This window comes from Bradyrhizobium sp. USDA 3364, from assembly GCF_054056355.1.
On sequence record NZ_JBSRYG010000002.1, the window covers coordinates 2,614,067 to 2,634,734 of the forward strand.

Consider the following 20,668-nt stretch of genomic DNA (forward strand, 5'->3'; position numbering starts at 1 on the left):
CTCCACGCGTCGTCCGGCCTCCGCCGGGACGACGTCGAGTGTGTGGCAGCGCCCGCCTCAATCCTTGTCGTTCTCGAGCTGGAAGATCTGGGTGCCTTCGCCGCTCGAGATCAGGCCGGTCTTGTTGTAGAGGCCGAGCTTGGCGCGGGTGTCGGCGATGTCGAGGTTGCGCATCGTCAGCTGGCCGATGCGGTCGGCCGGCGTGAAGGCGGCGTCCTCGACCTTCTCCATGCTGAGCCGCTCCGGCGCATAGGTCAGGTTCGGGCTCTCGGTGTTTGATATCGAGTAGTCGTTGCCGCGGCGCAGCTCGAGCGTCACCTCGCCGGTGACGGCGCGCGCCACCCAGCGCTGCGCGGTCTCGCGCAGCATCAAGGCCTGCGAATCGAACCAGCGGCCCTGGTACAGCAGCCGGCCGAGCCGCATACCGCTGATGCGATACTGTTCGATCGTATCCTCATTGTGGATGCCGGTGACCAGACGCTCATAGGCGATGTGCAGCAGCGCCATGCCGGGCGCCTCGTAGATGCCGCGGCTCTTGGCCTCGATGATGCGGTTTTCGATCTGGTCGCTCATGCCGAGGCCGTGGCGGCCGCCGATCACGTTGGCTTCGAGGAACAGCGCGACCGGATCGGCGAACGTCTTGCCGTTCAGCGCGACCGGCTGGCCCTCCTCGAACCGCACCACGACCTTCTCGGCCTTGACGTCGCAATCGGCGCGCCAGAACGGCACGCCCATGATCGGGTTGACGATGGTGATGCCGCTCGCAAGGCTCTCGAGATCCTTCGCCTCATGCGTCGCGCCGAGCAGATTGCTGTCGGTCGAATAGGCCTTTTCCGCGCTCATCTTGTAGGCGAAGCCCTGCGCGGTCATGAAGGCCGACATTTCGGCGCGGCCACCGAGCTCGTCGATGAACTGCTGGTCGAGCCAGGGCTTGTAGATCCGCAGGCTCGGATTGGTCAGCAGGCCGTAGCGGTAGAAGCGCTCGATGTCGTTGCCCTTGAAGGTCGAGCCGTCGCCCCAGATGTTGACACCGTCCTCCTGCATCGCCGCGACCAGCATCGTGCCGGTCACCGCGCGGCCGAGCGGCGTGGTGTTGAAATAGGTGATGCCGCCGGTCGAGATATGGAACGCGCCGGACTGGATCGCGGCGATGCCCTCATGGACCAACTGAGTGCGGCAATCGACCAGGCGGGCCTTCTCGGCGCCGAAGTCCATCGCCTTGCGCGGGATCGCGTCGTAGTCGGCTTCGTCGGGCTGGCCGAGATTGGCGGTGTAGGCGAACACCTTGGCGCCCTTCAGCTTCATCCAGAGCAGCGCCGCTGAGGTGTCGAGCCCACCCGAGAACGCAATGCCGACTTTCTCGCCGGTGGGCAGGCTTTTCAGAATCGTACTCATGGGACGGTCCAATCGGTCGAAATGGATGAGGTTTGACGAGGCCGAATATCAAATTTCCGAAGGCGGGGCACGCCTTTAATCAGGCTTCGGGCCGGCTCGGCTCTGCCCGGCCGCCCCGGCGCCAGCGCTGCATCCACCGGTAGCCGGGCATCGCAAGCCGCGTCAGCGCGGCGTCGACCTGGGCGTCCGTCAGCCGGGTCGCGGCCCAGCGGTAGATCAGCGCATAGAACAGCCAGACGGTGAAGAAGGAGACCAGGCCCGCGATCGCGACGTCGGTAAAGAAGTGCCCGCCAAAGGCCATTCTCAGCCCGCTGGTGACGATGCCGAACACGGTCGCCCCGGCAAAGGCCAGCGGCCGCCAGGCGGGCGGCGTCAGCGCCGCCGGCGCGTAGGTCCAGAACGCGGTGGCGCCCTCGCCGGAGAAGAACGAGCAGTTGCGCGGGCAGCCGCCGCGCGGGTCCCACCACGGCATGAATTGCAGGTCGCCGCCGAACTGCGTCACGAACACCGGCCGCGGCCGGCCCCAATAATTCTTGAAGGTGAAGTTGGTGAGTACGCCGGCCGAGAGCAGCATCGTGGTGAGCAGGAACACCGCGGCGCGGCCGGACATCAGCATCGGCCGATTCGGCCGGACGAATTTCCAGACGATGGTCACGATCGCCGGCAGCACCAGCGCCCAGGCGATCCACATCGCCGCATCGCGCGCGAACTGCGCCACCGCGTCGAGCTTCACCGGGAAGGCTTTTTCCGCGGCGTCGTAGAACAAGGCTGCCAGCTTCAGGTCGAGCTCGGGATAGATCCCGAACAGGATGCCGACGATGAGCGCCAGCGCCAGCGCGATGAAAAGTCCGGTCCGGTTCATGGCGCGCGGTTTAGCCGAGGCAGCGGGGCATGGGAAGCACGCGGACGTCGCTTACCCTCCCCTGGAGGGGGAGGGTCGGATCACATTGAGCGTAGCGAAATGTGAGACGGGGTGGGGTGAAGGTCTCTCCGCTTTCGCAACTGCCCGAGTGGAGGGATCACCCCACCTCGGTTCGCATTGCGCTGCGCTCCATGCGACCCGATCCTCCCCCTCCAGAAGAGGATGTGAAATCCGGCATCACGGCCGCGGGGATTGCGACGGCAGTGGCGGGGGCGGCGGCAACGGGCGCCGCGGCTCGCGCCAGGCGCCGGCGCTGCGGCCGGCGATCAGCCAGTAGACCAGCCCGGCGACGATGCCGGCACCGGTCATGATCTCCAGATGCCGGCGCACGATACCGTGGAACTGCATCATGTCGGGATCGAACGGAATCAGGCCGAGATAGCAGGCCGCGCCGACGATCGCGCCGCCGACGGCATAGGCCAGCACGCTCCGGATGAAGAACGCTTCAGTGATCAGCACCACGATCAGCGCGGGCAATAGCGCAAAGCCCGAGATGAAGATGAAGCCGAAACCGAGCACGACGTTGACCGCGCTCTGGTCGATCTGCCCGCCGAAATCAGAGATCTCGGGATACAGCACCGCGACGACCACGATGATCCCCGCAACGAAGCAGGCCATCAGGAAGCCGAAGGCGACGACGAACAGGCGGCCGATCAGGGCCATTTTACAGGCTCCCCGTCATTGCGAGCGGAGCGAAGCAATCCATGTCTCAGCTTGCCGAGACATGGATTGCTTCGTCGCTGAGCCTGTCATCCGGCCGGCCAGAGGCCGGACCGGGTGCCTCCTCGCAATGACGAGCGGCATCGAGGACGGCACCCTCAATCCGTCATCGCCATCGCGCGCAGCGCCTGGCGCTCGCGGGCCGAGAGCTTTTCGGTCTCCGACTTGAGCTGGCCGCAGGCAGCGAGGATGTCGCGGCCGCGCGGCGTGCGCACCGGCGAGGAATAGCCGGCGTTGAAGATGTATTCGGAGAATTTCTCGATCTGCTCCCAGTCCGAGCACTCGTAGGCGGTGCCCGGCCACGGATTGAACGGGATCAGGTTGATCTTGGCCGGAATGCCCTTGAGTAGCTTCACCAGCAGCTTGGCGTCATCGAGCGAATCGTTGACGCCCTTGAGCATCACATATTCGAAGGTGATGCGCCGCGCATTCGATGCGCCAGGATAGTCGCGGCAGGCCTGCAGCAGCTCCTTGATCGGATATTTGCGGTTCAGCGGCACCAGCTCGTTGCGCAGCTCGTCGCGCACCGCATGCAGCGAGATCGCGAGCATCACGCCGATCTCGTCACCGGTGCGCTGGATGTTCGGCACCACGCCCGAGGTCGACAGCGTGATGCGGCGGCGGGAAATGCCGATGCCCTCATTGTCGGCGACGATCAACAGCGCATCGCGCACCGCGTCGAAATTGTAGAGCGGCTCGCCCATCCCCATCATCACGATGTTGGTGACGCGGCGCGTGCCGTCCTCGCGGTCGGCCCAGTCGTTCAGCCGGTCGCGCGCCACCATCACCTGGCCGACGATCTCGCCGGCGGTCAGGTTGCGCACCAGCCGCTGCGTGCCGGTGTGGCAGAACGCGCAGTTCAGGGTGCAGCCGACCTGCGAGGAAACGCACAGCGTGCCGCGATCGGTCTCGGGGATGTAGACGCACTCGACCTCGTGCGGCCGCTCGACCTTGTCGCCGCTCGGCAGCCGCAACAGCCATTTGCGCGTGCCGTCATTGGATATCTGCTCGGCGACCACCTCGGGACGGTCGACGGTAAAATGCTGCTCGAGCTCGGCGCGCATGTCCTTCGAGACGTTGGTCATCTCGGCAAAGCTCTTGGCGCCGCGGAAATACATCCAGTTCCAGAGCTGCTGGGTGCGCATCTTGCGCTGGCCGGCCTGCACCCCGATCTCGCCCAGCCGATCGGCGATCTCGGCGCGCGACAGCCCGATCAGCGACGGCTTGGCCGGCGGCACATAGGTCTCGAGCGGAACCTTTTCGACCAGCGTGTTGGCGCCGGCCACAGCGTTGGCGGTGTGGGTGTCGGTCATGAAACCTCAAATAGGCCTTCCAGCCGGTGCTGGAAAGCCACCAAATACCTCTATTTTACGTCAGTCAGCCGGCTTTACGCTCTAGATCGTAATGCGTTTCCACGGAAACGCATCACGATCTCATCTCTTTGTTTGAGCATGATCTTTTCGGAAAACCGGTTTCCACTTTTCCGGATCATGCTCTAGCGCCGGCAGTCCTGCCCCAGCCGGTCGAGCGCCTGCGCCAGGCCCTTCAGCGAGAAGCTGTCGACGGTCTCGGTACCCTTGGCCGAGACGGCCTTGACCGTCAGTTCGGCCGATTTGCGCATGGCTTCCACCATCCGCTCCTCCTCGGCCGCATTCTTGATCCAGAGGCCATCGCCCTGCGTATACATCGCATAGGTCCCGCCGCCCACCTGAAGCGTCGATTCCGAGCCCGGCTTCACGGTGTAGCCGATCATGACGGAGACTTCGTTGACGACCTTCTCCGCCGGACGGGTGGAGATGAAGGCATAGGCCGGATCGCGCGGCCGGTTCGGCGGGATGGTCTTCGACGATGAGGGCTTTGCGAGCGCAAAGCACACCTTCTTGCCGTTGGGCGACGCGGTATACGCGCCCCAGGTCCCGAATTGCCCGATCAGCGTCGGCTCCGCGCCGCCGGCCGCAGCCGCAGCGGCCGAAGGCGCCGGCTTGGCCGCGTCCTTCGTATCTTTCTTGGGCGCAGCCTGCACCGGTGCAAGGGAGATGAACCCGCACAGGACACAAGCACCCAGTGATGTCAGAATTTGCCGCACGGCCAACTGGTTCCCCCATCATTGTGACTGGAAGATGGCCCGGCGATTCCCCTCCGCCGGCTCGGATGGATAACCGGGAAACGCTTTTTTGGGAAGGCAGTCAGCCTTGGACGCGCGTGCTGCCCACACGCGCGTTGTCGCATCGTACGTTTCAGCTCCAGATCAGCTCTTGGCGCGCGCCGCGCGCTGGCTCTCCCACTGCGCATCGGTCCATTGCAGCAGGTCCTCGGCCCCGGAACTGCGCAGATGCGAGCCGCCGTCCTGCACCACCATTTCGCCGTTGATGTATCCGGCCTGATCCGAGATCAGGAAGGTCGCGAGATTGGCAAGCTCCGAATGCTCGCCGGCGCGGCCGAGCGGATTGCGATGCGACCAGGTCTCGCCGCGCGCTTCGGGTCGCAACTGTCCGGTCGCACCCGGCGTCGGAAACGCGCCGGGCGCGATCGCCACGGTGCGGATACCCTTCGGGCCCCATTCGACGGCAAGGCTCTTGGTCATCGCGAGCACCGCGGTCTTGGCCATCGAGGACGGCACGGTGAAGGCGCGGCCGGTGATGGTCGAGGTCGACAGTATCGAGAGCACCACGCCCTTGTGCTTGCCGTCGATCCAGCGGCGGCCGGCGGCGAGCGTGCAGTACATCGTGCCATGCAGCGTCGGCGCGAGAATCGCGTCCGCCGCACGGAATGACAAATGTTCGCTCTGCGCAATAAAGGTTGCGGCAGCATTGTTGACGAGAACGTCGAGCGGCGCGTTCTGCCAGACTTCGTCCATCATCGCCTCGACCGCGGCGCCATCGCGGATATCGCAGCGTGCGGTCGTGACCTTGGCACCGAGCTCGCTGCGGAATTTCGCGGCGATTTCCTCCAGCAGCCCCTCGCGCCGCCCGCAGATGATCAGTTCGGCACCGAGCTCGGCGAAGCGGCGGCCCATCGCAGCGCCGAGGCCGGAGCCGCCGCCGGTGATCAGGATGCGCTTTTTCGCTAGCAGGCCTTTTTCAAACATAGTTTGATCCCTCCGCTTTGTATTGTCGCTCCGCCGCAAATCCGGCATGAAGCTTGTAGTGCAAGATCTTGCAGCTCTTTCTGCGTCCGAAACTCAGGTGTGTCCATGAAAGCCATCCTCTGCTCGCAATACTGTCAGCCCGACGATCTCGTGCTGGCTGACGTGCCCGATCCGGTGGCGGGTCCCGGCGAAGCCGTGATCGCGATCAAGGCGGCGGCGCTGAACTTCTTCGACATCCTGATGATCCAGGGCAAGTACCAGATCAAGCCGCCGTTCCCGTTCTCGCCGGCCGCCGAAGTCGCCGGCGTGATCGAAAGCGTCGGCACCGGCGTCACCGATCTCAAGGTCGGCGATCGCGTCGTCGCGTCGTGCGGCCACAACGGTGCGCGCGACAAGATCGCGCTGCCGGCGAATTCGATCGTGAAGATTCCCGACAATCTCGATTACGACCGCGCCGCCGGCATCATCATCATCTACGGCACCGCGCTGCATGCGCTGGAAGATCGTGCGAGCCCGAAGCCGGGCGAGACGCTGGCGGTGCTGGGCGCCGCCGGCGGCACCGGCCTTGCGGCGTGCGAGCTCGGCAGGCTGATGGGCCTCAAGGTGATCGCCTGCGCATCGTCAGACGAGAAGCTCGCCTTCGCCAAGCAGCACGGCGCCGAGCTGACGCTGAACTACGCCAAGGAAGATCTCAAGGAAGGGCTGCGCAAGCTGACCGACGGCAAGGGCGCCGACATCGTGTTCGATCCGGTCGGCGGCGCCTATGCCGAGGCCGCGTTGCGCTCGACCGCATGGGAAGGCCGCTTCCTCGTGATCGGCTTTGCCGCCGGCGACATTCCGAAGATCCCGCTCAACCTCGCGCTGCTCAAGGGCTGCGATATCCGCGGCGTGTTCTGGGGCGCGTGGGCACGGCAGAATCCGGAGAAGAACCGCAAGAACCTCGAGAAGCTCGTGCAGTGGACCGCGGAAGGCAAGATCTCATCGCATGTCGACCGCACCTTCCCGCTGTCGCAGACATCAGAGGCCCTGAAGGTGCTCGCCGGCCGCAAGGCGATGGGCAAGGTGATCCTGCATCCGGGAAGCTGAAGACAGGTGGTAGCTACGTAGCCCGGATGGAGCGAAGCGAAATCCGGGACAGACCGTCCACGGCAAAAGTAGTCCCGGATTGCGCTTCGCTCCATCCGGGCTACGCCTCAGCCGCTCACTCCTCTTCCGCCACCCCGCGCTTCAGCGCGGCGCGCGCGGCTTCGCGATGGCCCGGCGTGATGTGGCTTGCCACCATGCGGATCGCGGTTGCGAGCACCGCGGCATCGTCGGTGAAGCCGAGCACCGGCAGCATGTCAGGGATGAAGTCGAACGGAAGGATGAAATAGGCGATCGCGCCAAGCAGCGCGGCCTGCACATGGCGCGGCGTCTGCCGGTCGAACGCGCAGTAAAATGCGGCCAGCAGGTCCTCGGCGAACGGCAGCCGCCCGACCACCTTCTTGAACTTGATCCAGAAACGGCGGCGTACGCTTTCCGGGTCCTGTGCCAGCCGCTCGGCAGGCCCAAATCCCATACCGTATTCGCTCGTTGCCATCGCAAGGTTCCTCGACGCCGCGACAGTTCGGCGGCGGACGAAGCGAATCTGGGGATGTCGGCCAACCCGCGCAAGGTTGCTGGCGGCCGGCTCAATTCACCCCGAGCTGCCTTGCGATCGCGTTCATGGCCTTGGCGAGATCGATATCGCGTTTGGTCACCCCGCCGACATCGTGGGTCGCCAGCACGACCTCGACCGTCTTGTAGACGTTCTTCCACTCGGGGTGATGGTCGCTCTTCTCGGCGACCAAAGCGGCGCGCGCCATGAAGCCGAAAGCCTCGTTGAAGTCCTTGAACACGAAGGTCTTTGCAATCGCCTCGCGTCCGGCGAGCTCCGACCAGCCGGCCAGTTCCCAAAGCGCGGCCTTCCTTGCTTCCGCTGACAGCTTTTCGACCATGGTAACCCTCCCGTCTAATACCGACTTTAGCCTAACAACCGGCCTCCGGGTCGGATCCTTGCCGAAATTAAGGCCGAAATAGCGTCTTATCGCCGCTGGTAACCATGACGGAGATGTAACATCTGTCCGTTCAGTAATTTGCTAGAAATGGAGGATGTAAGCGCGTTGGTAGTTTGCGAAATTGAGCCCAGACGGTTGTTTGCGAGATCGATGATCCAAGGCCGATGACAGACGGCTCCGCCAGCATATCGCCCAAGCCGCTGCGTTCGGCACAGCGGCGGCTGATATTCGTTTTGATCGCGGGCGCACTCGCCATCATCGGCGCGATGGCCGCCGGCTACTATTTCGCGGTGCGCCCTGTGACGCTGCGGATCGCGGTCGGTCCCGCGAACAGCGATGACCTCAAGGTCGTGCAGGCACTGGCGCAGGCCTTCAACAACCAGCAGCAAACCCAGGTCAAGCTCCGCCCGGTGCAGACCGACGGGGCCACCGCCAGTGCGCAGACGCTGGCCGACGGCAAGGCCGATCTCGCCATCATCCGCGGCGACCTCGATGTGCCGAAGAATGCGCAGGCTGTCGCGACCCTGCGCAAGAATGTCGTGGTGATGTGGGTTCCGCCTGCAAAGGGCAAGGTTCGGAAATCTGCCCGGATCACCAAGATCGCGCAGCTTGCCGGCCACAAAATCGGCGTCGTCGGCCGCACGCCGGCCAACGTCAATCTGCTGAAGCTGATCCTGACGCAATACGGCGTCGACCCGATGAAGGTCGACATCGTTCAGTTCCCGGCCAATGAGGCGGCGGACGCGATCAAGAACCTGAAGGCCGACGCCTACCTCGCCGTCGGTCCGGCCAACAGCAAGATCACGATCGATGCCATCACGGCGTCGGTCAAGGACGGCGGCGAGCCCACCTTCCTGCCGATCGACGCCTCGGAAGCAATCGCGCAGAACCATCCGGCCTATGAGGCCGCGGAAATCCCCGCCGGCTCGCTCGGCTCGGCCGATCGGCCCGACGACGAGGTGAAGACGATCAGCTTCTCGCACCACGTCGTCGCGCGAAAGGGCCTGTCGGACTCGACGGTCGCGGCCTTCACGCGGCAATTGTTTGCGATCCGGCAGTCGCTCAAGAACGATTTCCCGCTCGCCGCCAAGATCGAGACGCCCGACACCGACAAGGACGCCACCATCCCCGTGCATCCCGGCGCGGCCGCCTTCGTCGACGGCGAGGAAAAGACCTTCCTCGACCGCTACAGCGATTACATCTGGTGGAGCCTGATGGCGTTCTCGGCGATGGGCTCCGCCGGTGCGTGGTTTGCCGGCTATCTCAAGCAGGATGAGCGCAACACCAACTCCTCGCAGCGCGATCGCCTGCTGAACATGCTGAGGGCTGCGCGGCAAAGCGATTCGGCCGATGAGCTCGACCAGATGCAGGCGGAGGCCGACGACATCCTGCGCCACACGCTCGACTGCTTCGAGCACGGCGCCATCGAGGAAGGCACGCTGACCGCGTTCAACATCGCGCTCGAGCAGTTCCACAACGCCGTCGCCGACCGCAAGGCGCTTCTGATCAGCATGCCGCAGAATCTGCAGCGGACTGCAAGCCAGTTCAGGGCTGCGGGCACGGCGTAGCGGCGGCTTCTAACAGTTCTCCGCAATCTCCTTCGCCTCCCGCTTGCGGAGCGACCTCCTCTGTTTCTCCGCTTGTCCGCCGAAGACTCGTGAGGAAGTCACCGGCGGTATGGTTCCCTCCCCCCTTGCGGGGGAGGGTTAGGGAGAGGGGTGCCACTTGCTCCGTCGATAGTTGGTTACGAGACCAACGGTGCGATTGAGCGAGCGCCATTTCATCACTGACGTCAGCGCCCGGGGCTCACCCCTCTCCCCGCCCTCCCCCACAAGGGGGAGGGAGCCTTACATGCGTGCTCACCTTACGAACCGTCGCTTCTGACGCTTCCTCCCGCCTGTAATCTCTCCGTCATGGAATTTTTCTAGGTCTTGACGGGCGTGCGGCGCATTGTCGCTGTGACCTGAGGAGGCTCCCCATGACGATCCGGTTCTCGCGAAACCTCACCCGCCGGCGCTTTCTTTCGACCGCGGCTGCAACCGGCGCCGGCGTGATCGCGATGCCCTATCTGTCGCGCGCGGCCGATCGCCCCGTGATCACCCATGGCGTGCAGTCCGGCGATGTCGGCGTTGACGGCGGCGTCGTGTGGGCGCGTGCGGACCGGCCGTCGCAGATGATGGTCGAGGTCGCGACCACGGAATCGTTCAAGGACGCCCGCACGCTGCCGCCGATCACGGCGCTGCCGGAGAGCGACTTCACCGCAAAAATGCTGCTGGAGAACCTGCCGTCGGGCCAGGACATCTTCTATCGCGTCCGCTTCCGCGACCTCGCCCATGTCGACATCGTCGGCGAGCCCGTGGTCGGCCGCTTCCGCACCGCGCCGAGCGACCGCCGCGACGTCTCCTTCGTGTGGGGCGGCGACGTGGCCGGCCAGGGCTGGGGCATCAACCCGGACGACGGCGGCATGATCACCTTCTCGGCGATGAAGAAGCACGCCCCGGACTTCTTCCTGCATTCCGGCGACACCATCTATGCCGACGGCGTCATCACCGCCGAGCAGAAGCAGCCCGACGGCAAGATCTGGAAGAACATCACGATCCCGGAGAAGGCCAAGGTGGCCGAGACGCTCGACGAATACCGCGCCGCGCACAAATACAATTTTCTCGACGGCAATCTGCGCGACTTCAATGCCGAGGTGCCGATCTTCGTGCAGTGGGACGACCACGAGGTGACCAACAACTGGTCGCTGTCGAAGCAGCTGCCGGCTTCCTACAAGGAGCGCGACATCAACGTGCTCGCCGCGCGCGCGGCAAAAGCCTTCCACGAGATGTATCCGATGCGCGAGAGCATCGTCGAACCGGGCCGGGTCTACCGCACGCTGAGCTACGGCCCGCATCTCGACGTCTTCATGCTCGACGAGCGCAGCTATCGCGGCCCGAACGGCCCGAACCTACAAGAAAAATATGGCCCCGACGCCTATTTCATCGGACCGGACCAGATGGCCTGGCTGAAGCGCGCGCTGCTCAACTCGCGCGCCACCTGGAAGGTGATCGCCTCCGACATGCCGCTGTCGTTGATCGTCTACGACGATGCCGCCAACAAGAAGGGCTCGGAAGCGTTCGCGCAGGGCGGCGGCCCGGCGCGCGGCCGCGAGCTCGAGATCGCCGACATCCTGCGCTTCATCAAGACCTCGGATATCGTCAACACCGTGTGGCTGACCGCCGACGTGCACTATGCGGCGGCGCACTACTACGACCCGAACAAGGCCCAGTTCCAGGAATTCGATCCGTTCTGGGAATTCGTCTCCGGCCCGCTGCATGCCGGTACGTTCGGCCCGAACGAGCTCGACAACACGTTTGGTCCCGAGGTGAAGTTCGTCAAGGCGCCGGGCGAAGCCAACCAGAACCTGCCGCCGTCGGCCGGCATGCAGTTCTTCGGCCACGTCAAGATAGACGGCAAGAGCGGCCAGATGACCGTCAGCCTGCGCGATCGCGTCGACGCCGAGCTGTGGGCGATCACGCTCGACCCGAAGCCGGTCTAGTCGGACCGCGGCTACGGCGGAACCGCACTCCCCTTGACCGACGCTCTTGCCTCAAGGCAAGGGGGTCGCGTTTGACGGGGGATAGACGCGACCTGCCTCTTCCGGTATCGAGATAAGAGCCGTTATGCTGGGGGCCCGGAGGGGCGGAGCATGAGGCGCTGCGAATTCATTCGCGTGCTCGGTGGTATCGTCGCGAGGTTTCGGCCTCGTCGCCTGGTTGTCGTCGCGATCGCAGTGTTCGCGCTGCTGCCGATCGAGGTCAGCGATGCCGGCTGGCTGCCGGATTTCTTCAAGAGCTCGTCCAAGCAAGTCAAATCGCCAAAGCGCGCGAAGTCGACAAGGCAGTCGACAAGGCACGCCAGATTGGCAAGGCATCGCGCACAGCCAAAACCCCACCCCACACGGCTTGCCGCGCTTGGGCCGGCCGTCCTGCCATCGTCCGCTCTCAAGCCGAGCGGATCCAAATGCGATCCCTCGACATTCCGGATCGTGCTGGACGTCGGACACACCGCTGAATCGGAAGGCGCGATGAGCGCCCGCAACGTCGCCGAGTTCGTCTTCAACCTGCGCCTCGCCAGGCAGATCGAGGAGAAGTTGAAGTCCGATGGCTTCGCCGAAACCAGGCTGCTTCTGACCGAAGGCAAGGCGCGACCCAGCCTGTTCAAGCGGGTCGCCGCGGCCAACAATCTGCACGCGGATCTCTTGCTGTCGATCCACCATGACTCCGTGCCCAACAAGATGCTCGAGGATTGGGAATTCGAGGGCAAGAAAAGCCACTTCAGCGACCGCTTCAGCGGCTACTCCGTGTTCGTCTCCCGGGAGAATCCGGAATTCAAGACGAGCCTCCGCTTCGCCGAGCTGCTCGCCGGCGAAATGAAGACCCAGGGGCTGCGCTATGCCGAGCAATACAGCCTGCCCGTCATGGGTCGCTACCAGCACCCGCTGCTCAACAAGGAGACCGGCGTCTACAGCTATGACGAGCTGATCGTGCTGAGAAAGACCGCGATGCCCGCCGTCCTGCTGGAGGCGGGCTCGATCATCAACCGGGACGAAGAGCTCAAGATGGACTCGCCCGAGCGGCAGAACGTCATCGCCGGCGGCGTCGCGGCCGCCGTGAAGGAATTCTGCGAGCCGCGATGGGCCGTGGTCGGTCCGCCCTGATCGTGCTCGGCGAAGCCGATTCCCCTGCCGATTTCAGCCCGGCTTGCCCGCCTTGATCTCCTTGAATTTGGCAAGCGCCTGCTCGAACTTGGCATTGAACAGCCACATCGCGTCGAGGATCTCGCGGAAGGTCGCGGATGTTCTCGCCCGGTCGGCGCGGCCGAACGCAAAGACGCTGTTGTTGCGCAGGTCTCGCATGATCCTGGGGTCGGAGATTCTGTAGCCCGTGAGATTCCCCGACTTCAGTGCCGCCCTGGTCGGCGTCGGGATGATCTGGATCAGTTCGAAGACCTTCATCTGATCGATCGGATCCGGCAGCGCTCTCTGGATCGCCGGGACCGCCGGGAAGAGTTCGGCATGTGCGTTCATGAGACCGTCCCGCACCGCGGTCCAGTGATTGAACCTGTGATCGAGGCTGCCGGCTCGCGCCTCTTCCTTGTCGTCGCGACGGTTCAGTGCAGGATCGACGGCCGCGCTCGATCCCTTGATGGCGGCCCACTTGCTTCGACCGTTGCGATCCTCTGACGGGCCGGTCTGCAGGCTCCCTTTGTAGGTGTTCGACCGCGCATTGCCCGCATTCTGCTTGCCGTTCGTCTCGGCGAAGAAAAGGCCGAGGCTGATACGACCCGCGACTGCGGCATCCGCGGCATCGAGACCCTTGGCGCGAGCAATCGCCGTCGCCAGATCGACGACGTCCTTGAACGGGGTATCGGATCGCTGCGCGGTGGCGGGCGGCGCCTCCATGATGTCGAAGAGCGCCCGGTACTCATCGAGCAGCGGCTCATTGGCGGCGTCGAAATAGGCCGGAGGGATTCCGGAGCGGCCGGGCCGTCCAATCCTGGACGGAAGCGCGTCGGTGAGATCCTTGTAAGCGCTCATCATCTCGACGCGGGCCAGATAGAGCGCCTGCCCCGGCAGATTGGGCAGCGGCTGATTGGAATCGATCTGCGCGCGGCGCTGGCGCAGGATCGCCTCGAAATTCTTCAGGGCATTGTCGTAGCTCTCGAGCGCGGCCGATTGAGCGCTCGTGAGCGCGGCTGGCTCGGCGATCGCCGGCGACACGAAACCGGCGATCGGATGCATTGCACCCGGCGCAAGGAGCAGCCCGAGGGAGAGCACCGCTGCGGGCGCAGCGGCAGATGTCCTGTTCGCCATGACGGGCTCCCGATTCGTCACCGAATCCTACACGCTGGATCGTAGACGACGAACGCGCCGGCGGCGAGGCCGAAGCCCTGCAATCCGTCACTGTCGCCTTCGCAGCGCGGCTTCGAGCGCCTCGCTCGAACACGGCTTGCTCAGCCGCGGCTTGCCGGCAAGCGAATCCGGCAGCCTGATATCCGCACCGTAACCGGTGACGAACGCGAACGGCACTTTCAGCGTGTCCAGCCGCTCGGCGATCGCGAACGTCTTCTCGCCCCTGACGAGACCGACGTCGAGCAACGCGAAATCCGGCGCGCGTTCCGCGATCAGTTCGAGTGCGCGCGCGACGTTCGCAGCGGTGCGCACCGTGCGGGCGCCGAAGCCGAGGATGGTGTCCTCGAAATAGAGCGAGATGATCGGATCGTCCTCGACGACGAGGACGTCACCGGGCGTGGCGGCATTGGCATTGGGGGCGCATTCCATGGCGTGCCAGATTCCGTTTCCTAGAGCATGGATGAGAGACCGGATCAGTCCGGCCGGATGGCCCGCGACCGGCGCCTGAGAGCACGCCGGCTGTTCCCGAAGTGAAACCGATCACATCGCGAGCGGCTGCGTCTGTTCACTAGTGAACATAATTCCGGGAACTCTTTGATTATCGTCCGCGTTGAGTTTGCAGGATTCTCCAATGATTGCCAAACGGACCGAGTTGGCCGGGGCGAATGACCGGCCTTTCAACAATCTCGTGCGCCGGCTCAATGCCGCCGACTACGAACTAATCGCGCCGTATCTTGCGCTGGTCGAGGCTGACGCCGGCGACCTGCTCTACAATCCCGGCGACGACGTGCAGATCGTGCATTTCCCCTGCGGACCGAGCCTTGCGTCCTACATGGTGCCCAACGAGGACGGCCGCGACGTCGAGACCATCCTGGTCGGCCGCGAGGGTGCGGTCGGCGGCATCGTCAGCCAGGGATTTTTACCGGCCTACACCCGCATCACCGTCAAGTTCGGCGGCCCGTTCGTGCGGCTGCCGATCAGCAAGCTCGACGCCGCCAAGCTGAAGTCGATCTCGGTGCGCAACATCTTCGCGCGCTACGCCGACTGCATGCTGGCGCAGATCTTCCAGTCGACCGCCTGCAACGCGATCCACTCGATCGAACAGCGCGCCGCGAAATGGATCATCTCGGCGATGGAGCGTACCAACGGCAACGGCGTGGTGCCGCTCACGCATGAGCAGCTTTCGACCTTGCTCGGCGTCGGCCGCAGCTACACCAGCCGGGTGATCCAGAACTTCAAGGCGGAGGGCGTGCTAGAGACGCGGCGCGGCGCGATCGTGATCCGCGACCCGGACAAGCTGCGGCTGCGCTCCTGCCTGTGCAACGACGCGGTCAAGGATCATTTCGAGGAAGTGCTGCGTGGGGTGTATCCCAGCGAGGACAACCCGGCGAATTAGACGGCGGCATGGAGCGGACGCCTCGCACCACGGATTTGGAGCGGTCTTTGTAGCTCGTCTTGCCCGGGCTTGTCCCGGCCATGACGGCGCAAGCGGAAAGAGCATCGCGACTATCGCGGACAGCGAAAATCACGCTACACTCGCCCTATGAGTGGGGCTGAACTTCACGCCGTTTTCGACGTTGCAGCATGGTGCGCGGCCGCCATCGCGATGTGGTGGCTGTCGCGGATACCCGGGCTGCAATTCCCCCGGCAATCCTTCGAGCTGTCCTATGTCGCCGCACTGGTATTCGGCGCCGGCATCGGCGCGTACATCTTCGGCACGCTGAACCTGTGGTTCTCGGGCATGCCCGGCATCGCCCGCTCGGTCGAGGGCGCGCTGGCCGGCGGCATCGTGGCGATCGAGCTCTACAAATGGCTGCACGGCATTTCGCTGCGGACGGGTGCGCGGTTCGCGCTGCCGCTCGCGATCGGCGTCGCGGTCGGCCGGCTCGGCTGCTATTTCGCAGGCCTCGAGGATTTCACCTATGGCACGCCGACCACGCTGCCCTGGAGCCATGATTTCGGCGACGGCATCCTGCGCCATCCGGTGCAGCTCTATGAGAGCCTTGCGATGGCGGCGTTCGCCGTCTTCTACGTCTGGGCGGTGTTGAACCGCAATGCCGCCGTGATCACCAATGGATTCTACCTCGTCCTGTTCTATTACGGGCTGCAGCGCTTCGTCTGGGAATTTGTAAAACCCTATGGCGCGCTGATCGGCCCGTTCTCGCTGTTCCACCTGCTGTCGCTGTTTGTCATGATTTACGCCGCCGTCATGCTGGCGACGGCGCCAAATGTGAGTGTGAAGCATGAACGCGCCGCTGCGTAAGGCCCGTCCCTACATCTTCTGGGGCCAGACCCAATCGCTCTGCGAAACCTGCCTGACATTGGTGCCGACCAAGATCCAGATATCAGGCAACGAGGTCTGGTACGAGAAGCGCTGCAAGCAGCACGGCGTGCAGTCGACGCTGGTCTCGACCGATTCGGCCTATTGGCGGCTGTGCAAGGATTTCATCAAGCCCGGCGACCGGCCGCTCGCCTTCCAGCGCCACACCGAGTTCGGCTGCCCCTATGATTGCGGGCTGTGCCCGGACCACGAGCAGCACTCATGCCTGGCGCTGATCGAGATCACCGAGCACTGCAACCTGACGTGCCCGGTGTGCTTTGCGGATTCCTCGCCGACGCGCACCAGTTTCACGCCGCTGGCGAAGATCGAGAAGATGCTGGATGCGCTGGTGGCGAGCGAGGGCGAGCCGGACCTGGTGCAGATCTCCGGCGGCGAGCCGACGCTGCATCCGGACTTCTTCGCGATCCTGGATGCGGTGCGCGCCCGCCCGATCCGCCATGTCATGATCAACACCAACGGCCTCAGGATCGCGCGCGAGCCCGACTTCGTCGCAAAACTCGCCGAGAACCGGCGCGGGCTGGAGGTCTACCTGCAATTCGATTCGCTGCAGCGCGAGGCGCTGGTCAATCTGCGCGGCGCGGATTTGCGAAAAATCCGGCAGCAGGCGCTGGAGAATCTCGAGCGCCACGGCATATCGACGACACTCGTCGCCACCATCAAGCGCGGCGTCAACGATGCCGAGATCGGCGACATCGTCCGCCACGCGCTGGCCTGGACATGCGTCCGCGGCGTCACGCTGCAGCCGGTGCAGGACGCCGGCCGCAATGAGGATTTCAACAAGGACACCGACCGCATCATGCTGTCGGAGATCCGCCAGCGCGTGATCGAGACCGGGGTGTTCGGCGACAAGGACATGATCCCGCTGCCCTGCAATCCCGAGAGCATCTCGATCGGCTACGGGCTGCGCAACGGCGACAAGGTGCTGCCGCTGACCTCGCTGATCCCGCAGGAGCAGCTCGTCGCCGTGATGCCCAACACGATCAGCCCGGAGAAATATCCGGTGCTGCGGGAAAAGTTCGTCGATCTGTTCTCGCTGTCGTCGGGGCCGCTGAACACGAGCGAGCGCGTCTGCGAACTGCTGTGCTGCCTGCCGAGCTTCGAGGTGCCTGAGGGTCTGACCTACGCGAACGTGTTCCGCGTCACCATCGTGCAGTTTCTCGATCGGTTCAATTTCTGCGTCGGCAACGTCAAGCGAAGCTGCATCCACTTCGTCACCGAGAGCGGCGCGATCATCCCGTTCGACACCTACAATCTGTTCTACCGCGACGGCAGGATCGACGGCATCCGCGCCGCGCTGGCCGGGCAGACCTACCGCGAGGCACGGCAGCGCGAGGAGGTGCCGCGATGAGCGAGACCAGCCCACCGACCCTGCAGCCATCGCCACCGCCCGCAGCCACCCCGCCGCTTCCTCCACCGCCACGGCGGCACGGCTGCGCCACGGCGTTCATGGTGATCTTCGGGATCATCCTGCTGCTGCCGGGCCTCTGCGCGCTGATCTTCGGCGTCACCATGCTCAGCGAGACCCGTTTCGACGGCGCGTTCGCCGCGCTGGTCCTGCTCGGCCTGTTCGTCGGCGTCGGCGGCGTGATCCTGATCCGTGCCGCGATCAAGGGGCCTGGACGCTAGCAAATTCATGAGCGAGTCAGGCAAGACCCCCGCAGAACCGGGTCCGCAGATTTGGCCTCCCGCCCCGCAGCCTCAGCCACCCGAGCAGGGACGTGGTTGCCTGGCCGTGTTCCTGGTGAGTTTCGGCGTCGTTCTGCTGCTGCCCGGACTTTGTGCCATGCTCACTGCAAGCTACCGAGGCTTCGACAGCAGATTATTGCCAGCCTTTGTGGTGAGCGCGATTGGGGTTGTGATGATTCTTACCGCCGGCCGCAAACCTCGACGTTAGGCGCTCCGATGAGCAATTTCGACCAGACCCCGCCGAACCCGCCGCCGGACCCATCATGGCAGGTCCCGTCACAGCGCAGCGGCTGCCTGACCGCCCTCATGCTGGTCGTGGGGGTGATCCTGCTGATCCCGGGCGTTCTGTGCGCCTTCATCAACGCCAAGATGGGCGCCGGTGCCGGCGGCGACCCCATCACCATGGTCGTCATGCTGGTGGCGCTTGGCGGCCTCGGGCTGATCGTGTTCGCCATCACGCGGAAATAGGACGGACGAGCCCGGGAAACCCCGTCAAAATCCCGGTTTTCGAGCAAAAACAGGGCCTCAAATGGCCAATAAACCATTGTTTTTTGGCGATTTCTGACTATATTGCGCCGCAACGCGCTAAGGTGCCCGGTCCTGACGACCGGGCTTCCTTTTTGGGGCGAAGCGTCCCCGTCAAATTTCTTGGGTAAGAGAGCGTGATCCGGGCCCTCGCGGGCCGCGAGAGCGAGCGACCGGCCGGATGATCCGGCGAGATCGCGCTCAGACCCTTTGCACGACCAGAAGAAGAGCCATGAACCTTCGTAACGTCGCCATCATCGCCCACGTCGACCACGGCAAGACCACCCTCGTCGACCGCCTGCTGCAACAATCCGGCACCTTCCGCGAGAACCAGAAGGTGACCGAGCGCGCCATGGACTCCAATGACCTGGAGCGCGAGCGCGGCATCACCATCCTGGCCAAGGCCGCCTCGGTGCAGTGGAAGGATATCCGCGTCAACATCGTCGACACCCCCGGCCACGCCGATTTCGGCGGCGAGGTCGAGCGCATCCTCAACATGGTGGATGGCGCGTTGGTGCTGGTCGACGCCGCCGAAGGCCCGCTGCCGCAGACCAAGTTCGTGGTGTCGAAGGCGCTCAAGATCGGCCTGAAGCCGATCGTCGTGATCAACAAGGTCGACCGCCCCGACGCGCGCCCGACCGAAGTCATCAACGAGGTGTTCGACCTGTTCGCGGCGCTCGATGCCAGCGAGGAACAGCTCGACTTCCCGATTTTGTATGGATCAGCCAAGCAGGGCTGGATGGCCGACAGCCCGGAAGGTCCGAAGGACCTCGGCATGCAGCCGCTGTTCGACCTGATCGTGCGCCATGTCGAGCCGCCGAAGGTCGAGGAAGGGCCGTTCCGCATGATCGGCACCATCCTGGAAGCCAACCCCTATCTCGGCCGCATCATCACCGGCCGCATCTCCTCCGGCTCGATCAAGCCGAACCAGCAGGTCAAGGTGCTCGGCGCCGACGGCAAGCTGATCGAGAGCGGCCGCCTGACCAAGATCCTCGCTTTCCGCGGCATCGAGCGCACGCCGCTCGACGAGGCCGAGGCCGGCGACATCGTCGCGATCGCGGGCCTCACCAAGGGCACCGTCGCCGACACCTTCTGCGATCCCTCCGTCGAGACGCCGCTGCCGGCGCAGCCGATCGATCCGCCGACGGTGTCGATGTCGTTCATCGTCAACAACTCGCCGCTCGCCGGCACCGAAGGCGACAAGGTGACCTCGCGCATGATCCGCGATCGCCTGATGCGCGAGGCCGAGGGCAATGTCGCGCTGCGCGTCGTCGAGGCCGCCGACAAGGATTCGATGGAAGTCTCGGGCCGCGGCGAATTGCAGCTCGCGATCCTGATCGAGACCATGCGCCGCGAGGGCTTCGAGCTCTCGGTGTCGCGTCCGCGCGTCGTGCTGCAGAAGGACGAGGCGACCGGCGGCTGGCAGGAGCCGATCGAGGAGGTCGTGATCGACGTCGACGAGGAGCATTCCGGCGTCGTCGTGCAGAAGATGAGCGAGCGCAAGGCCGAGATGATCGAGATGCGGCCCTCCGGCGGCAACCGCCTGCGGCTGGTGTTCTACGCGCCGACCCGCGGCCTGATCGGCTACCAGGGCGAACTGCTCACCGACACCCGCGGCACCGCGATCATGAACCGCATCTTCCACGGCTATGCCGCCTACAAGGGCGAGATCCAGGGCCGCCGCAACGGCGTCCTGATCTCAAACGACCAGGGCGAAGCGGTGGCGTACGCGATGTTCAAGCTGGAGGACCGCGGCCCGATGATGATCGAGCCGGGCTGGAAGGTCTACAAGGGCATGATCGTCGGCGAGCACACCCGCGACAACGACCTCGAGATCAACGTGCTGAAGGGCAAGCAGCTCACCAACATCCGCACCACCTCGAAGGACGAAGCGGTGCGCCTGACGCCGCCGATCCGGATGACCCTGGAAAAGGCGCTCGCCTATATCGAGGACGACGAGCTCGTCGAGGTGACGCCGAAGTCGATCCGGCTGCGCAAGAAGCACCTCGATCCGAACGAGCGCAAGCGCGCGGAAAAAGCCAAAGAGGCCGTAGCGTAA

General features: G+C 64.5%; 20 protein-coding genes. 10 read left to right on the forward strand and 10 right to left on the reverse strand.

Annotated elements, in window-relative coordinates:
- Positions 1–57: 57 nt before the first annotated feature.
- The 6 genes from argG to ACVILL_RS12235 form a co-directional block, all read right to left on the reverse strand.
- Entirely contained in the window at positions 58–1,395 is a 1,338-nt protein-coding gene (gene argG, locus ACVILL_RS12210; RefSeq protein ID WP_456729267.1) for an argininosuccinate synthase, read from the reverse strand.
- Between the two features lie 79 nt (positions 1,396–1,474).
- Complete coding sequence (locus tag ACVILL_RS12215) at positions 1,475–2,257, reverse strand: phosphatase PAP2 family protein (RefSeq protein ID WP_456729268.1); 783 nt, start codon at positions 2,255–2,257, stop codon at positions 1,475–1,477.
- A 237-nt stretch (positions 2,258–2,494) separates the two neighbouring features.
- Complete coding sequence (locus tag ACVILL_RS12220; protein ID WP_456729269.1) at positions 2,495–2,980, reverse strand: hypothetical protein; 486 nt, start codon at positions 2,978–2,980, stop codon at positions 2,495–2,497.
- A 155-nt stretch (positions 2,981–3,135) separates the two neighbouring features.
- Entirely contained in the window at positions 3,136–4,350 is a 1,215-nt protein-coding gene (gene rlmN / locus ACVILL_RS12225) for a 23S rRNA (adenine(2503)-C(2))-methyltransferase RlmN (protein WP_456729270.1), read from the reverse strand.
- A gap of 182 nt (positions 4,351–4,532) precedes the next feature.
- Entirely contained in the window at positions 4,533–5,123 is a 591-nt protein-coding gene (locus ACVILL_RS12230; RefSeq protein ID WP_456729271.1) for an invasion associated locus B family protein, read from the reverse strand.
- 162 nt (positions 5,124–5,285) lie between these two features.
- The gene (locus ACVILL_RS12235; RefSeq protein ID WP_456729272.1) at positions 5,286–6,125 is read right to left on the reverse strand and encodes an SDR family oxidoreductase; all 840 of its coding nucleotides are present in this window, start codon (positions 6,123–6,125) and stop codon (positions 5,286–5,288) included.
- Positions 6,126–6,230: 105 nt separating this feature from the next.
- On the opposite strand from ACVILL_RS12235, the gene ACVILL_RS12240 reads away from it, so the two are divergent.
- Positions 6,231–7,211 carry an NADPH:quinone oxidoreductase family protein gene (locus tag ACVILL_RS12240; protein WP_456729273.1) on the forward strand — a complete coding sequence of 327 codons (981 nt, stop codon included), beginning with the start codon at positions 6,231–6,233 and terminating at the stop codon, positions 7,209–7,211.
- Between the two features lie 115 nt (positions 7,212–7,326).
- Here the strand turns inward: ACVILL_RS12240 and ACVILL_RS12245 are convergent, their stop codons facing one another.
- Both ACVILL_RS12245 and ACVILL_RS12250 read right to left on the reverse strand, forming a co-directional pair.
- Positions 7,327–7,704 carry a YkvA family protein gene (locus ACVILL_RS12245; RefSeq protein WP_456729274.1) on the reverse strand — a complete coding sequence of 126 codons (378 nt, stop codon included), beginning with the start codon at positions 7,702–7,704 and terminating at the stop codon, positions 7,327–7,329.
- Positions 7,705–7,795: 91 nt separating this feature from the next.
- Positions 7,796–8,101 (reverse strand): 4a-hydroxytetrahydrobiopterin dehydratase, encoded by a 306-nt coding sequence (locus ACVILL_RS12250; protein ID WP_163159859.1) that lies wholly within the window; start codon positions 8,099–8,101, stop codon positions 7,796–7,798.
- A gap of 224 nt (positions 8,102–8,325) precedes the next feature.
- Here ACVILL_RS12250 and ACVILL_RS12255 point away from each other — a divergent pair, with 224 nt between their 5' ends.
- The 3 genes from ACVILL_RS12255 (at position 8,326) to ACVILL_RS12265 (ending at position 12,863) form a co-directional block, all read left to right on the forward strand.
- The gene (locus ACVILL_RS12255; RefSeq protein ID WP_456729275.1) at positions 8,326–9,729 is read left to right on the forward strand and encodes a TAXI family TRAP transporter solute-binding subunit; all 1,404 of its coding nucleotides are present in this window, start codon (positions 8,326–8,328) and stop codon (positions 9,727–9,729) included.
- A 410-nt stretch (positions 9,730–10,139) separates the two neighbouring features.
- Entirely contained in the window at positions 10,140–11,702 is a 1,563-nt protein-coding gene (locus ACVILL_RS12260) for an alkaline phosphatase D family protein (protein ID WP_456729276.1), read from the forward strand.
- Between the two features lie 150 nt (positions 11,703–11,852).
- Positions 11,853–12,863, forward strand: coding sequence for an N-acetylmuramoyl-L-alanine amidase (locus ACVILL_RS12265; RefSeq protein ID WP_456729277.1), 1,011 nt, complete (start codon positions 11,853–11,855; stop codon positions 12,861–12,863).
- 33 nt (positions 12,864–12,896) lie between these two features.
- Here the strand turns inward: ACVILL_RS12265 and ACVILL_RS12270 are convergent, their stop codons facing one another.
- Both ACVILL_RS12270 and ACVILL_RS12275 read right to left on the reverse strand, forming a co-directional pair.
- A complete protein-coding gene (locus tag ACVILL_RS12270) occupies positions 12,897–14,018 on the reverse strand; it encodes a hypothetical protein (protein WP_456729278.1) in 1,122 nt (373 codons plus the stop codon).
- An 87-nt stretch (positions 14,019–14,105) separates the two neighbouring features.
- The gene (locus ACVILL_RS12275; RefSeq protein WP_456729279.1) at positions 14,106–14,486 is read right to left on the reverse strand and encodes a response regulator; all 381 of its coding nucleotides are present in this window, start codon (positions 14,484–14,486) and stop codon (positions 14,106–14,108) included.
- A gap of 202 nt (positions 14,487–14,688) precedes the next feature.
- Here ACVILL_RS12275 and ACVILL_RS12280 point away from each other — a divergent pair, with 202 nt between their 5' ends.
- The 6 genes from ACVILL_RS12280 to typA all read left to right on the forward strand — a co-directional run bounded on the left by ACVILL_RS12280 (position 14,689) and on the right by typA (position 20,668).
- Entirely contained in the window at positions 14,689–15,453 is a 765-nt protein-coding gene (locus ACVILL_RS12280; RefSeq protein WP_456729280.1) for a Crp/Fnr family transcriptional regulator, read from the forward strand.
- A 147-nt stretch (positions 15,454–15,600) separates the two neighbouring features.
- Positions 15,601–16,320, forward strand: a complete 720-nt coding sequence (locus tag ACVILL_RS12285; RefSeq protein ID WP_456729281.1) for a prolipoprotein diacylglyceryl transferase — start codon at positions 15,601–15,603, stop codon at positions 16,318–16,320.
- Positions 16,301–17,746, forward strand: a complete 1,446-nt coding sequence (locus ACVILL_RS12290) for a radical SAM protein (protein WP_456729282.1) — start codon at positions 16,301–16,303, stop codon at positions 17,744–17,746. Before ACVILL_RS12285 ends, ACVILL_RS12290 begins: the two co-directional genes overlap by 20 nt.
- Positions 17,743–18,024 (forward strand): hypothetical protein, encoded by a 282-nt coding sequence (locus tag ACVILL_RS12295; protein WP_456729283.1) that lies wholly within the window; start codon positions 17,743–17,745, stop codon positions 18,022–18,024. Before ACVILL_RS12290 ends, ACVILL_RS12295 begins: the two co-directional genes overlap by 4 nt.
- Positions 18,025–18,300: 276 nt before the next feature.
- Complete coding sequence (locus ACVILL_RS12300) at positions 18,301–18,552, forward strand: hypothetical protein (RefSeq protein WP_456729284.1); 252 nt, start codon at positions 18,301–18,303, stop codon at positions 18,550–18,552.
- 289 nt (positions 18,553–18,841) lie between these two features.
- On the forward strand, positions 18,842–20,668 hold the full coding sequence (typA, locus tag ACVILL_RS12305) for a translational GTPase TypA (protein WP_456729285.1): 1,827 nt from the start codon (positions 18,842–18,844) through the stop codon (positions 20,666–20,668).